The organism is Nostoc sp. PA-18-2419, assembly GCF_005869855.1.
Classification (GTDB): domain Bacteria; phylum Cyanobacteriota; class Cyanobacteriia; order Cyanobacteriales; family Nostocaceae; genus Nostoc.
In genome coordinates this window covers 241994-257060 of record NZ_SZNH01000009.1, presented here as the reverse complement: position 1 = coordinate 257060, position 15067 = coordinate 241994, and the positions used below count along the sequence as shown (strand labels likewise).

13 protein-coding genes are annotated in these 15067 nt (G+C 37.9%); 5 read left to right on the top strand and 8 right to left on the bottom strand.

The genetic code is table 11. The features are described from left to right. Positions 1-15: 15 nt before the first annotated feature. The 3 genes from FCR06_RS12385 to FCR06_RS12375 all read right to left on the bottom strand — a co-directional run bounded on the left by FCR06_RS12385 (position 16) and on the right by FCR06_RS12375 (position 2390). Positions 16-303, bottom strand: coding sequence for a Nif11-like leader peptide family natural product precursor (locus FCR06_RS12385; RefSeq protein ID WP_138500003.1), 288 nt, complete (start codon positions 301-303; stop codon positions 16-18). A gap of 257 nt (positions 304-560) precedes the next feature. Next, positions 561-848 carry a Nif11-like leader peptide family natural product precursor gene (locus tag FCR06_RS12380; protein WP_138500001.1) on the bottom strand — a complete coding sequence of 96 codons (288 nt, stop codon included), beginning with the start codon at positions 846-848 and terminating at the stop codon, positions 561-563. Positions 849-1427: 579 nt separating this feature from the next. Then, positions 1428-2390, bottom strand: coding sequence for an aldo/keto reductase (locus tag FCR06_RS12375; protein ID WP_138499999.1), 963 nt, complete (start codon positions 2388-2390; stop codon positions 1428-1430). A gap of 359 nt (positions 2391-2749) precedes the next feature. Here FCR06_RS12375 and FCR06_RS12370 point away from each other — a divergent pair, with 359 nt between their 5' ends. From FCR06_RS12370 to FCR06_RS12360, 3 genes are all read left to right on the top strand, one after another. After that, entirely contained in the window at positions 2750-3400 is a 651-nt protein-coding gene (locus tag FCR06_RS12370; protein WP_223280115.1) for a glycoside hydrolase family protein, read from the top strand. A gap of 1319 nt (positions 3401-4719) precedes the next feature. Next, positions 4720-5361, top strand: coding sequence for a hypothetical protein (locus tag FCR06_RS12365; RefSeq protein WP_138499995.1), 642 nt, complete (start codon positions 4720-4722; stop codon positions 5359-5361). An 87-nt stretch (positions 5362-5448) separates the two neighbouring features. Continuing rightward, entirely contained in the window at positions 5449-6768 is a 1320-nt protein-coding gene (locus FCR06_RS12360; protein ID WP_223280114.1) for a hypothetical protein, read from the top strand. 377 nt (positions 6769-7145) lie between these two features. Here FCR06_RS12360 and FCR06_RS12355 read toward each other — a convergent pair whose 3' ends face one another. Beyond that, a complete protein-coding gene (locus FCR06_RS12355) occupies positions 7146-7931 on the bottom strand; it encodes a superoxide dismutase (protein ID WP_138499992.1) in 786 nt (261 codons plus the stop codon). A gap of 1282 nt (positions 7932-9213) precedes the next feature. On the opposite strand from FCR06_RS12355, the gene FCR06_RS12350 reads away from it, so the two are divergent. Continuing rightward, positions 9214-9612, top strand: a complete 399-nt coding sequence (locus FCR06_RS12350; RefSeq protein WP_317616816.1) for a hypothetical protein — start codon at positions 9214-9216, stop codon at positions 9610-9612. Positions 9613-9988: 376 nt separating this feature from the next. Here the strand turns inward: FCR06_RS12350 and FCR06_RS34765 are convergent, their stop codons facing one another. Then, entirely contained in the window at positions 9989-10207 is a 219-nt protein-coding gene (locus tag FCR06_RS34765; protein ID WP_223280117.1) for a helix-turn-helix domain-containing protein, read from the bottom strand. Between the two features lie 803 nt (positions 10208-11010). Here FCR06_RS34765 and FCR06_RS12340 point away from each other — a divergent pair. After that, complete coding sequence (locus FCR06_RS12340; RefSeq protein ID WP_138499988.1) at positions 11011-12957, top strand: APC family permease; 1947 nt, start codon at positions 11011-11013, stop codon at positions 12955-12957. Positions 12958-13134: 177 nt separating this feature from the next. Here the strand turns inward: FCR06_RS12340 and FCR06_RS12335 are convergent, their stop codons facing one another. The 3 genes from FCR06_RS12335 to FCR06_RS12330 form a co-directional block, all read right to left on the bottom strand. Further along, complete coding sequence (locus FCR06_RS12335; protein WP_138499981.1) at positions 13135-13575, bottom strand: hypothetical protein; 441 nt, start codon at positions 13573-13575, stop codon at positions 13135-13137. Positions 13576-13995: 420 nt separating this feature from the next. Next, positions 13996-14166: a hypothetical protein gene (locus FCR06_RS32570; protein ID WP_189523397.1), complete on the bottom strand. Its 171-nt coding sequence runs from the start codon at positions 14164-14166 to the stop codon at positions 13996-13998. Next, positions 14135-15058, bottom strand: a complete 924-nt coding sequence (locus FCR06_RS12330) for a polysaccharide deacetylase family protein (protein ID WP_138499979.1) — start codon at positions 15056-15058, stop codon at positions 14135-14137. The genes FCR06_RS32570 and FCR06_RS12330 overlap by 32 nt, the downstream gene beginning before the upstream one ends. Positions 15059-15067 lie beyond the last annotated feature (9 nt).

The window sequence follows — 15067 nt, the reverse complement described above, 5'->3', positions numbered from 1 at the left end:
CTAAGTGCTGAAATATCAACATTGACCATTACCCTTGGGACAATCGGTACAACATGACATGTGGCTGTGACCAGTGTTAGCCATCCCTCCACTAACACTGAGTAATTCTTCTTCACTCAGTTCGCCAAATTCCATAGATGTTAACTCATTGAGTACTTGAGACACGCTTTCAACTGTGAAGTTATAACCTTTTTCTGCACTGGCAATTAACAGTAGTTTGATGGCTTCTGCTTCGTTAGCTGCTGCTGTTAATTTTTGTTGTAGTTGAGTGTTTTCAAGTAATTCTTTGATTTGTTGTAGCATTTCCGTATCCTCTGTTTTGTTTGACTTAGTGCAGATGCGCTTGTTTTGTGCGGTGTTCTCTGCTTTGATGATTTGAATTTAGAAAGCAATAGGGTGAAACTAGGGGAGATAGTTGCAATTAGAGAAAATTTTTAGACAATTTAATTAAAGGATTAGGTACTGGGAAAATGGGAATTGGGTAGTTTTAAGTTCTCACTCTTTCCCTTACGCTGACACCTAGTCTCAATCAATAATATTGTTAGCTAAGTGCTGAAATATCAACATTGACCATTACCCTTGGGACAATCGGTACAACATGACATGTGGCTGTGACCAGTGTTAGCCATCCCTCCACTAACGCTGAGTAATTCTTCTTCACTCAGTTCGCCGAATTCCATAGATGCTAACTCATTAAGTACTTGAGACACGCTTTCAACTGTGAAGTTATAACCTTTTTCTGCACTGGCAACTAACAGTAGTTTGATGGCTTCTGCTTCGTTAGCTGCTGCTGTTAATTTTTGTTGTAGTTGAGTGTTTTCAAGTAATTCTTTGATTTGTTGTAGCATTTCCGTATCCTCTGTTTTGTTTGACTTAGTGCAGATGCGCTTGTTTTGTGCGGTGTTCTCTGCTTTGATGATTTGAATTTAGAAAGTAATAGGGGAGAACTAGGGGAAATACTTACAACTAGAGAAAAATTTTTAAAATTCCGCTTCCATTCCTCTGTCAGATGTTGCACCATTCTCAAGAAGACGTATTTCAGGCATTTTGGCGATCGCCCCACCCTGAACTAAAAGTTCGGGCTAACAGAAAAAGTTCACACTCGCGTGGAGTGTTGAGCCAACTAAGCGGAGTTTTAGGTTGTTGAAACTGTAATTCATTGCAGAGTGGGCTAATGCTGAGGTGCAACATCTCAACTGAAAGTGCTTAACCCACAGCAGCTACAGGAGTTGGGAATCAATCCATTGCTGCTCGATTATGGTATAAGATGGGTGGCGCAAAAAATTAAAGTCAACGACTCTCTCAACAAAGCCGTTGACTTTTATTTTGTATTGAGCAGCCCTACAAGAAATGTATAATTTCAGATTATCCCAGCTAGATGTGATTTATCTTATTTATGTATCAGACAGAGAAAGACCTCTGTTTGATTAGGTCGGCATCAATTGCTGGATGCGCTGTGGTTCTTCTCCTAACCAATCTGGATTTTGGGCAGTGCTGTCGAAAATTGATGAAGTTTTGAATGGCTCAAACTCTCCGCGTGATGCTGCTTGTGCTGTTTTTGCTAAGAGCGATCGCACTTGCTGTTCGTTCATTGGCTGGAATGTTTGCACTGCTGTAAAGGCTTGCTCTAAAATCTCCATGCTGTCAATTCCAGTAATTACAACCGATGTTGGCAGATTCAGAGCATACTGTAAACATTCAATTGCCGTTACAGTCTTAGAGCGCAAAAGTATACCGTTTGCTAAACTTTTCATCCCGAGAACGCCGATATTTTGTTTAACCAGTTCTGGCACAACTAGTTTCTCAAAGCTGCGGTAATGTGCATCCATTACATTTAGTGGCATCTGCACTGAATCAAACTTAAAATCCTGACTGGCTGCAACTTCCAGCATGTGGAGATGCACATGGGGGTCTTTGTGTCCGGTGAAGCCAATATATCGCAGTTTGCCAGCTTCCCGTGCTTCAATAAAGGCAGCATTCGCACCTTCTGGGTCGAAAACTCGATGCGGATCTTCGTAACGAATAATTTCGTGATGCTGAACGAGATCGATATAATCTACTTGCAAACGTTGAAGTGATTCGTCTATCTGTTTTGCTGCTGCTTTCTTAGAGCGACCATCAATTTTGGTCATCAGAAATACTTTGTCTCGGTAGCCATCGCGTAGTGCTTTCCCCATGCGAATTTCGCTGACTCCGTCATTGTAATCCCAACTATTATCCAAAAAAGTAATGCCGCGATCAATTGCTGTGCGAACAATCCGGATACCCAGTTGCTCATCAACGTTCTTTAAACCGATGTGCCAACCACCAAGTCCGATGGCAGAAACTTTCTCTCCTGTACTACCAAGAACTCGATAGAGCATTTCTGAATTTGACGTAGTTCCGGACATCTGTTCTCCTTGTATATCAGCTACTACTTTAATGCATACAACTGCGTTGCTAATTTAAACATCAACAAAATCTCACAATATCTTTCTTGAGATACACTTTTCAACTAAAGAAGGCAGGATTTTCATGGGTAGTTAGTATTTTTCCTGACTCTCAACTCCCCAGTTTTTTAAAAGTTAAAAAAATTAGCGAACTGTGAATGATAACTGACAACAAACGCGAACTTTGTCACAATGAGTTCGTCGATAATTGTTGTTAGCTAAAAAAGCGAATTTTAAGGAGTCGAACTCTGAAAGACTTTAAATTCAAAGGTGTTGAAAAACTTATTGGGCCAATAGCGGCGCTTCTTGGGTTTGTCTGTTTGTTGCAGTGGTATATTCAAGGAGAATTGCGATTGCCCTCCGATCCCATCTTTGAAATTAGGCAGCCACCTTTGGTGATGAAGCAAGGTGACCCTTATATCCGCGCTTTAATGCGAACTATCTCGGCAAGTGAGGCAAATAGTAACCGTCCCTATTCTCTGTTGTATGGTGGACAACAAGTTAGCGACCTCAGCCGACATCCTGAGATATGCGTCGCAATTATCACAGGCCCCAACACAGGTAATTGTTCCACTGCTGCTGGTAGATATCAAATAATTAACACTACCTGGTATCATATAGCCCCCCGTTATCATCCGAACCCAATGCGGTTGATGTTTTGGGTTAATTATAGTTTTGAACCAGAGTATCAAGACATAGTAGTTTACCGTTGGTTAGATGATTCAAAAGTTTGGGGAACTAATATTTCTCAACTCTTGCGTCAGGGAAAATTAAATGATGTTTTGCGCCGACTTTCTCCCACTTGGACAAGTTTGGGATATGGCATAGAAACTAACTCTATTAGTAGCTCTTTGCCTAAAATTTATCAGAAAATGCTGCAAGAGGAATTAAATGCAGTAAAGCAACCTCCAACCCCAAATTTGAGTTTATCTCCAACTCCTTCTAATAAACAAAAGCAGCCGAAAAAGTAGCAAAGTACCATCTTATAGCAATACTCTAATCATTGGTGAATGACAAGATTAGTAACTTCTCTAAAAAGTTGCTTTTTCTGAGTGTTATACCCTGATGAAGCATTTAATAAAAACAGTTACGTAAATCATGATTTTATAGTTGTAATATAACTTAACTTTGTTTAATGCGATCGCCTCTAGCTGATTCAGCCAATCACACTTATTCAGTAATCAGAATATCTTCATTATCCGTAGTTACTTTTCTTTTATTGTTACATTTAAAACATTAAATACTACGATAAAGAATAATAGTATTAAATTCTAAAATACTAAGCATGTGTAAGTCAATTGACTTTTAGTTTCAGCTATTTGCCAGAAAATTTTATAAAGAGTTAGTTACAATTCACGGTGTACAACTTTGACAACTGTCCACAAAAGTATTGCATGTCTCAAGCTCATGGTAATATTATTTTACAGTCGAGAGATATTATTTTATACATTGAGTTTCAACCATGCTGAAACAGCTAGTCAGGTGTGCTACTTCCAAAAAAACAAAACATTATTTAATTTCCCACCAGAATCAGTAAAAACCTTACTGTACAAAGTATAAGGCTTTTATAATTCTGGTTATAGAAGCTATTAATTAGCTAAAAAAGCTCTTTTTTAGTAAACATTCTGGCTAGGAAGGTAACTCAAAAATCTTCTTAAAGAATGGTAAAAAATTAGCTCTTTGATATAAAAAATTGACGATATGTCAGTTGTTTTTCGTATGTCCAAAAATATCGGAAAGCAAGTTTTGTCTTGTCAAAAAAACTTTAATATTGTGTGTTTTCCTTAGATGATGTTTGTGTATATTCATGTGGAGTTACCTATATCAAATCATCCTATTTGATTTATGAAAACCTAGCTAACCTTTGATTGCACCGATTTGAGATTTGAGATTAAATCATACCCCTAGTGGGTAGAACAAATCCTTTCATCCCAAATTTAAAATCAACACTATATGACTCACTAACGTTACGCTATCAAGTCCCATACCCTTGTGTTGCAATTCCAAACACGTTTGGGACTTGCTAATGCTACACGGCAATTTGTTTTGAAAAGCTTCGATGCTTTCTGTTGTTTAGCAGATACTTGCTGTAGCTTGCTTGTTTGTAGGAGTAAGGCAAGTGTTTTGGCTCTACGCAGATTTCCTGCGTTCAAACTTTTCGCAAAATCCAAAATTAATTCACCAGATGAAGCAAACACTTAAATTTAGCAAATGATTTAAGACTACTAGACGATCCTGATTTAGTAATGACTTGATTATTGACAACATAAGTAAAAGTAACAGGTAAAACATGAATACTATTATTCGTTTGTTTGGAGCGTTTGTTTTCCAAGTATCTGCGTTGGCTGCAATGTCTAACATCGCAATGTCGGATGACAAGCCTATACGTGTCAACACTCAACAGACTCCTGCTGTTTCTCAACAAAAAATAACCCAGAGGATTTGCTCTTTAGATCCCATTGAAGATTTATTACCTCCACCACAAACCAAGGCAACTAATTCTTTGCTTTCTTACCTTGCTGAACAAGGTTTTACACAAAATAAAGAAGGTTCCTGGGTTTGTTATGCGAACGACCCTAAACAAGAAGGGCGTTACTTTACTATTTTTAAAGTTAAACAAGTTGATAACAGGCTTGTAGCAAGTTCTTTTTTAGATGAGGGTAGTTTGATTCAAGGTCAGGAAAATCGGAGCTTGGACTTTTTTATGATGGTAATTGAGCATCATATGAATACTAGCCAAGAGAACCGTCAAGGTATACGTCGATATTTAGAAGCCTTCGTTTCCCTAGTCAAACAAGGGAAGATTAAACCCACACGTCGTGGGTTTCTTTTTGACCAGCCAAATCGGGCATTGGTCTTGTATCACACACTCTCATCAGGAAATCTCAAAGGTACTGGAATCACAATCAATATTTATTTACCTAAGAGTTGAAGTGGGGAATGGGGACTAGGGAAGAGTTTTCCTAACCCAATACCCAATACCTAATACCCAATACCCAGTCTCCAGTGGAGGTACATCTTGCCTAAATCAATTGTTCAAAGAATTGTAATGCTCAAAGCAGTTCACATTGCAACCATCGCATTTTCATCTGTTGCAGTAGCATTCGCTAGCTGTCAGTCTGCTTCTGCACAGTTAAATATTGGCCGCTATGGTATTCAACGAGGACTCGAGTCTGAGTATCTCCAGTATCAAATCAATAACCAGAATCTAAGTCAGATGCGAGTAATTCCTGCATGTAATGTGGGATTTGGTTTGACTTGCAATAAAACTGGAACGGTAATTCAGCGATTAATTGACCTCAATGGTGGAACTAGTTATCAAAATCTACTGATCCGAGCAGCCGGTGGGGAAAAAAACTTCCAGAATTTTGCCAGCTTTTACGGTAACAATCCTAATCTTTCTGAAGTACCTTTCGCTTCATTCTGGAAAAACCAATCCTCCACAATCATGGATGGATCTCAATACCTTATGGGACAACCTTTAGGTCGTAACCCAGTAGAAGGACTCGGACTTGTAACCAAGCAGTTTTACTGGGCACCATACTCAGGAGTCAATAACTCGCTTAGCCTCCGAAATGGATTACTAAACTTGAAATTGTCATATGGACGACTGCTGTTTGAAGAGGCCTCAAAAATTTCCAATATTAAGCAGCAGATTGAGTCTCTAAATCTGTCACCAGAAATGACAAAATTTTATTTAGATAAAATATCTAGAGGCTTGGATGCGTTAAATTCTGGTGATGGGAATCAACTTCAAAACAGGATTTTTGAAGTACTGTCGTTTCCATACTCCAAAGACGGTGGAGAATTCGGACGCCCTAATAATGCGATTCCCGAAGAATTCAATCAGCTCTTAGGAGAAGATACCCCAGGAAATATTTTGCTGGGTGACAATCCAGTACCATTGGACGCAGAAGCAGTAAGCCTCGATACTTCACCTGCTTCTGTAGGAGATGTCATCGTACAAGACAAACCTGATTCCTTTCCACTCTGGCCAATAGTTGGAGTTGCGGGTCTTGGTTTAATTTTGCTTCTATTACTGGGTGGCGATAATTCTTCAGGTCAGCCATCTGTTTCCTCTTCTACAAGTCCACCTTTGCCTCCTACCACCACAAGCCCGCCTTTGTCTCTCACCAACAAAGGAGAATGCGACCTGACTCCCAATAGTAACGGCTCTGATCACACACAAATTATTGAAATTCCGTGTACTATCAATCCTCAAACCCCTACTGAAGTGAAGAAGGTAGTAGAGCCATCCTCGGTCAAAGCTTTTGTACTGTTAATCGTTTTATTATGGATAGTCAGTTATAAACAGCGAGCTTTAAAAATTCGTAATTAGTAATTATTACAGCAATTTTCATTTATTTGAACCACATCTGTAGGGGATATAAGAGTAATGTTTCCTACAGTGTGGTATTTTAGAGAACTACTGCTTCATTCTGCATTGCCAAAATAGCAATTCAAGTAGGTTCTGAATCAGAAGCAGCGTTTAATCGAGCTTTTAAGCTCAATGTATGTAGGCCTTTGGGAGTTTGTCGTAATCGTAGGGTTATAGTTAAAGGAACTCCAGCGCTAAACGACTTTATTGGCGAATTCATCTAAACTGCAATGCAGCTATAAAATTTCGACGTTTTGAAGATAGTGATCGCATTTAACTCACATACCCAGTACAGTATTCCTATTAAGTTTTGATGGCGATCGCTAGAAATATTCTTATTATTGCGATGGCGGTTGCACTCGCCTGTTAACCTGCGGCCAATTCACTACATTCCACCAATTATTTAAATACTCAGGACGACGATTGCGATATTTCAAGTAATAAGCATGTTCCCAGACATCATTACCCAAAATCGGATAAAAACCGTCCATAATTGGGTTATCCTGATTGGCTGTAGTTACAATTTGAAGTTGATTTTGAGGGTTACGTACTAGCCAAACCCAGCCACTACCGAAGCGAGCTGCACCAGCTGCATTAAACTGTTTTTTAAAGGCATCAAAACTACCAAAAGTTTGATTAATTTGTTGAGCGATCGCTCCCGATGGTTGTCCACCACCTTGGGGACTCATCAGTTGCCAAAAAATTGTATGATTGAGGTGACCACCAGCGTTATTACGTACTTTTGTGCGAATATCTTCAGGTACGCTGTTCAAATCCAGCAGTAAACTTTCAACACTTCTTTTTTGCAAATTTGGATACTGCTTCAATGCATCATTTAAGTTGTTGACGTAGCTAGCATGGTGCGCGTCAYGATGCAATTTCATTGTTTCAGTATCAATTGCTTTTGCTAGTGCCCCATAACCATAAGGCAATGGTGGTAGTTGTGCGGGAGAAGCACTTAGCGCTCGATTTGGATAAGCTACAGAAAGAAGCGACCTATTAGTTGTTGATGTTGTTGAAGATTGTGCCTCAGCAATAGGTACTGGATTGTGAGAAATTATCACCATTGTCAGCACAATTGTTGTGAGAACAAAAATTATTGTTTCTCGCCAAAATTTTATCATAAATTATTGCCTCAAAATGAATATTAGTAATTTGTAATCTAATGATTGAGTATTGTCTGACACCTCAATCAATCTAGATATTATGTCTTATACCATATCTGTCTAATTACTGAAAAAATTTTTTCACTTCCGAACAAAGGTCTCATTCACTAAAATCCAGAGTATTAATAAAATTCAGCATCCTATTACTTTTTTATCTTCTAAAAAAAAATAAATTTATATATTTTAACTTTAGAGAACTATTTATTAATAATAAATTACTAAACTAATCTAATTAATTTGTCTCAAAAAAAATATATAGGTAAATACATAATTAAATTATTCTCAGTTTATTAATTTACTTTTAATTATAGTTTATGAATAAACTTTAGATTTTAAATTATATTCTACATACATTTTCTAATAATTAATACCACAAGACTCAATCAAATATAATTATCAAAGCAGTTGAGTTATTTAAGATACTCTAAAAATCCCAATTTAAGCAAAAAAATCTCAAAATTAAGCTATTAATGCAAAAATAATTGTATTTAAAATAAAAAAGAGTAAGCTCAGATTAAAATAAACTTAATCTAGGCAACAAAATAATATTTAATTCTGAAAATCACGGCAGCGATCACCGCTTTTTTAAAGCCATAAATTGCTATATAAAAAGTAATATAGTAATAATTATAAAACTGATATTGGTAGTTAACCAAATCGAGAAAATCTCAAGTATGATTATTTCTCAATTATTTATATCAATTCATTAAYCGACTCACACATTAATTTAAGTAATAAATATTACTTTGTGTTTACGTACTTACAATGTAGAGTAAATTTATGAATTTTATGCTTAATTATAACATAATAATATTGATTAAGTCGGTTAATTTATAACTTCTTCCCTTGGATATATAACTGTAAATAATAAGCAAAACTCTTGACAGATATAGCTAAAATTTTATTTTGCTAAATATATACTTAAAACTTGGTAAATACGAAATTTTAACTTTCACCTAATGTACTCACAACTCTTTACTAATTTTAAGTTAATTGAAATACAAGTGAATAAACTTAATCTATTAATATACTTGCTTACCTAATTTTTTGAGATGTAAATAATTTAGCAGAGATAATATGGAGGATGTTTGAAATAATAATTTACAAATAACTCTTGAGCGTCAGCTAGCCTCGGGTAAAGCCTAAAAGTCAATAGGGGCATGTGCAGCCTCGTTTAGGTTTTGAAGTTTACAAGAGTTAGAAATTCCCAAAATAAAAGCATTAAACATCATAGCGAAAGATGAAGAATATGTATGATAATCAAATTCTGCAAAAAACTGTAGTAGCTGATAAAAATTTGCATCAAGTAATCCATAGTGAAATAAAAAAACAGCAACCGCCAACAAAAGAATTGACTATCCCAGATTTAGCTATATCTTTATCACCTCTTGGGTTTATTATCGGCTGGGTAGTTTTTTTATTGATGTTGCAAAAAATCCAGTCATTGTTAAATTATAAGGTAGCATTTCCCATCACTATTTCGCACAAAGTTCCTTGTAAAAATTGTCGATTTTATTCAAATAATAATTATTTAAAATGTGCAGTCAACCCTTCCATTGTTCTCACTGAAGAAGCGATGCACTGTTGTGAATATTCCCCAAATAAAAGAAAATTTTCTCCAAACAACTTCTTGAAGTAGAAGAATATTTTCTAGCAAAGTGGGGATTCAGGGAGATAAGGAGATGGGAGAGAAATTGAGCAATTAAGCAACAATCCAAAATATGCAATTTTTATGTGTAACAGCTTATCACGTAGGTGTTTAGCTAGTACGGCAAGGGGTAATTCATAATACTCGCCTCCGGTGAGAAGCAAGCTACGTAATGAATGACCTCGTTGCACTAAATAAAGCGTCTCCCCTTGGGAGAGGACACGGCGAACTGCGAAGACAGTAATTTATAATTAGCTTTTCGCAAGGGTTTCAGACATTTAAAATGGTTGTTTTATTTCCGCTCTGCTGTACTACTCCCTTCCCGCTAGAAGATTACCGATAATGTAGGAAAAAGTAATACATAAGGTTATAAAAGAAACATTATTTTGAGTTCTTGCCTTTGCTCTGAGTTTAATCTAGACGGTACTCGATGGGCTATTGGTTTAACTAATTCATTCAACCCGTCTTCAAGAAAATTTTCTATCCAAGTTGATAAAGTTTTATATGTACAGTTTAGTAATTCCGACACTTGTATTCTGGTTTTACCCTCATACAAGTATTTAATTGCTAATAATCTTTGACGCAAATATTCTTGTTGATGCTTGTAGTACAATTTTTGCTACAAGTCTAAGTCTAGTTGGCAGACTACTAGTTGGAATGTTCGGTTCAGCAGAGATTTATGCACTTCAGCTACCCCCGCACTACTTAAATAATACTATATATTACATGAGCCGTAATCTTCTGGCGGGAAAGGAGTAGTTATGAAAAATACTTAAGCAAACAGCAATTGTTAAACAATCTATCTTTAGGCAGATGTTTATTTTATAATTTTTATATCTCCAACTCATGTAATTACAATCAGATGAAAACCATTTCCGGACTTACATCAGATATATGGTGGTTATTGTTGAGCTTAAATAGAAGCGATGTCTATGACAGGCTGTTCTGTAACGCGCAAAATATACCAGTGTCCCCAGTACATCCGCACGAAAAACAGCATATATTAAGCATAATTTTTAACATTTGAATAAAATTGTACTTTTGTGTAATTTGCTCATTTTTAAGATTAGAGTCACTGCAAAGCATTGCCTGTTATTTGTAGGAACGTCAAAACAACAGTAGCGTAGGCGAGTTTTTTGTTAAGCGAACTGGCTCTCAAAAGTTACAAATTTAATGGATAATAACAGTTAGCTCTATTCCTGTCAACCTATGTAATGTTGGCAAATTCTTCAGGCAGTGGGAACTAGGAACTGGGAGGACAAAAAGGAGAATAACTCCTAACTTCCAATTCCAATACTTCTAACTCTGCACTCTTGCAAAATAGAGAGTGCAAAGAGAAAAGCCAAGATTCTATGAGTCACTTTGACTTTTGCAACACAAGCGTATTTGATGGCTAAATCAATTGTTTCAAAAAAACGGCTCAGCAAACAGTTTATTCGCTGGTTGCTGGAAGAAGATAGACGAAAGCGGCAAGGGCGTTACCACAAGGAAGAATCACATCGCCAGCATCCTTGGTGGCAGGTAATGTGCTTGACTGGTGTAGATTATTTCTCGACTCTTGGCTATCAGCCTGGGATTGCAGCACTGGCTGCTGGCGCTCTTTCTCCTGTGGCGACGCTGATTCTAGTTTTGCTAACGCTATTTGGCGCATTGCCCATCTATCGGCGCATTGCTGCCGAAAGCAATCATGGGGAAGGGTCGATCGCTATGTTAGAGCGTTTGCTCTCCTGGTGGCAAGGCAAATTACTTGTACTATGCCTACTGGGGTTTGTGGCAACGGACTTTATTATCACAATTACGCTGTCGGCTGCTGATGCTACAGCCCATATTATCGAAAATCCCCTGGCTGCAAATTGGGTTCACAATCAGACAATCCCTATTACTCTGATATTAATTGCATTACTAGGCGCGGTTTTCCTCAAAGGTTTTAAAGAAGCGATTGGGATTGCAGTGTTTTTAGTGGCAGTTTATCTGCTGTTAAACTTCATTGTGGTTGGCGTTGGTTTCTATCAGATCCTAACTCACCCAGAAGCACTACCCAACTGGCAAACTGCATTGTTTAGTCGCCATTCTAATCCTTTGATACTAGTTGGTGTATCTCTCATTGTATTCCCCAAGTTAGCTTTGGGACTGTCAGGCTTTGAAACTGGCGTTACAGTGATGCCCCTAGTCAAAGGTAGCAGCAGCGACACTCCCCAGTATCCTAGAGCTAGGATTGAGAATACACGCAAGCTGCTTACAACCGCTGCTGTGATCATGAGCTTCTTTTTACTCACTACCAGTTTTATAACTACTCTACTAATTCCGGCAGCAGAATTTGCCCAAGGAGGCAAAGCCAACGGACGTGCCCTTGCTTATTTGGCACACCTGTATTTTGGTAATGCTTTTGGTACAATTTACGATTTAAGCACTATTTCCATTTTATGGTTTGCAGGTGCATCGGCAATGGCAGGGCTGCTAAATATTGTGCCTCGTTACTTGCCACGCTATGGCATGGCACCGAATTGGGCACGAGTCAGCCGACCTTTAGTATTAGTCTATACAGCGATCGCTTTTTTTGTCACAATTATTTTCCGAGCAAATGTGGAAGCTCAAGGTGGGGCTTACGCAACTGGGGTACTGGTGTTGATTACCTCAGCCGCTTTTGCTGTCACTTTATCAGCTCGCCGTCACAAAGAGAAGCGCGCAACCTTTGTCTTTGGAATTATTACAGTGTTATTTGTGTATACCACTGTTGTTAATATCATCGAAAGACCAGAAGGGATTCGGATTGCTGCATGTTTTATCGGTGCGATTATTTTCACTTCCCTAATTTCTCGCGTTTGGCGTTCAACTGAACTGCGAGTTGAGCGAATTGAGATTGATGATAATGCCCATCAGTTCATTGCTGAAGAAAGCCAAGGAGCAATACGAATAATTGCAAATCGCTTGAATACAGGCGATGCCCTAGAGTATTTTTTAAAAGAGAAAGAAGTGCGTGATGACAATCATATTCCACCGGACGATCCAATTCTGTTTCTCGAAATTAAGGTGTCAGATGCTTCGGAATTTGCTGAAGTGGTAAAAGTAAAAGGGCTACAAGTTGGTGATTACCGTATCCTACGTGCCGAGAGTGCAGCAGTACCTAATGCGATCGCAGCTTTACTATTATATATTCGCGATCAAACAGGTAAGATTCCCCATGCTTACTTCGGCTGGGTCGAGGGAAACCCCATACAATACTTACTGCGTTTTATTTTATTCGGTGAAGGCGATATTGCTGTGATTACCCGTGAAGTAGTGCGTCGCGCTGAAAAAGATCCTGAAAGGCGTCCTGGTATCCATGTCGGAGGGTAAGGAAAGACTCCAAACAGATGGGAGGAAAAATCTCTTAACGTCCTTAATGCCAGTTGTCTGAATTGAAAAACCCCATTACAAGCAGCGATTTACTAGATGATATGAGCAAAAAGTCTAAAGAATAAGAGTTGTTTCTTTTACCTTTAGACTTTTAGTTTTGCCTTGTTGCACTATTGTCTATTTAAAAGCATCTTTGATGCCTTCAACAGCGCGTTCAACAACATTTTTGGTATCGTCTATCGCTTTCTGTGTGCGATCTGCATCTTGGTCTGCTCTTTCCTGGATTCGAGCTGCATCCCTTTGGGCTTTGCGCCCAATAAAGCTACCATTATCTGTTGCGTCGTCTACTTTATTGGCATTGGTTCTCGCTGTTTCCTTGAGCTTGTCTCGTGTTTCTTGAACGAAACCCTTGGTTCGTCCAGCATCTTCATTGGCTTTGCTTTTAGCATCGTCGAGATCTGCGGCTGCAATTAAATTGATTGCGGGGCTAGCCATCGCTGAGCTGTTAACTAAAAATGCACCATGCCAAATAAAAGCGATCGCTGATACACAGAATAATCCTGTAGCTATCCAACGTCCTAAAGTGGAGAGTCCTTTTGTTAAATAATTGAGTTTCATAGAACACAATGTCCATTTGCTTTAGCACTCTATATTTACTTCATCTGACTTAAGTGCTAAATCGTTCCCCAGATAGAGGTTTTCTCATCATAAGTTGTTAAAAAAATTAGTTCTTCTAATAGATTGAAATGGTATTTAGTTGAGCCTAAAGTTGATAGTCAGACATTTCCACCTTATGCTATATTTGATAATTACTAAAAATTCCGTAATTCAACTTGATAAATTTCTAGAGTATTAATATCTAAATAATATAAATAAATGATTAAACTCTAATTTGTAAATTAGAGTTTAAAGTTTTTGAATAATTTGGCGTCGTTCGAGAGTCGATTGGCAAATCCATCTTTTATTTAAATCTAAAGGTACGCAGAGATAAAAACAGAGCATCACCGACGGTTTTCAGCACTTTTTTAAATATCCAACTCAATTGGATAATCCAATTTTTGAGGTAGCCACAACCACCGTTATTCCTTTTACACCCAGGTTTAATACCCCCGATTTTTCAGTTACTAATTCGCGCAATGGTGAAAAAATTAGAGGTACAGCTGGCTGTATGCGATCGCTAATGATTAAGCTGATTGTTTGGATATTCATGATTTGTGACTACAGACGATCCTGCTGTTGCTATTTTTTCTTGGGCTTGGATTTGTAGTAGTTCCGGTATTGTCACAAATCTATAACCTTGCGCCCTTAAACCGTCGATAATTTGCGGTAAAGCTTGGACAGTCCGAGAACGATTACCGCCACCATCGTGCATTAGCACAATTGCCCCTGGTTTGGCATCTTTTAGTACATTTTTGACCATCCTTGGCACCTGAGGCGAACGACGTTGAGCGTCTCCCGACTCTTCTGACCACATGATAACAGTATATTCGTGACTTTTAGCGTAGTCGGCTAATCCATTATTCAAAAAGCCACCAGGGGGACGTAAGAGAGTAGTTTTCACTCCTGTAGTCTGATAAATGATGTCTGCTGTACTATTTATTTCATTAGCCGCAGTAGCTACATCCATATGACGATACCAATGATGCCATGTATGGTTGCCAATTACTTCACCATCGGCTGCAACTTGCTTAGCAACCAGGGGAAAATATTTCACCATTTCCCCAATCATAAAAAACGTAGCTTTAATCTGATTTTTTTGTAAAATCTCCAATATTTGTGCTGTATTTTTGGGACCTGGTCCATCATCAAAAGTGAGGGCGATAACTTTTTCATTTGCTTGAAGTTTCGCTTGATAAATCACTGTCCCCTGAAATTTATTTGGCACTTGATTCATTTGGTTTGTTGCTAATGAAGCTTCTGTAGATGCAGTCATTGCCTGCTCTTGAGTTACTTTCTTCTTGTCGCTTTTTGGCTGCTTAATTCTCAATAGATCATTAGGTTGGACTGTGCCAAAAAGCAGACTGATAGCTAAACCACTAGCACCCGTAATCAATGTAATAATTAACAATTTTAAACTTACAGATAATTTTTGATTAGACATATTAAATCT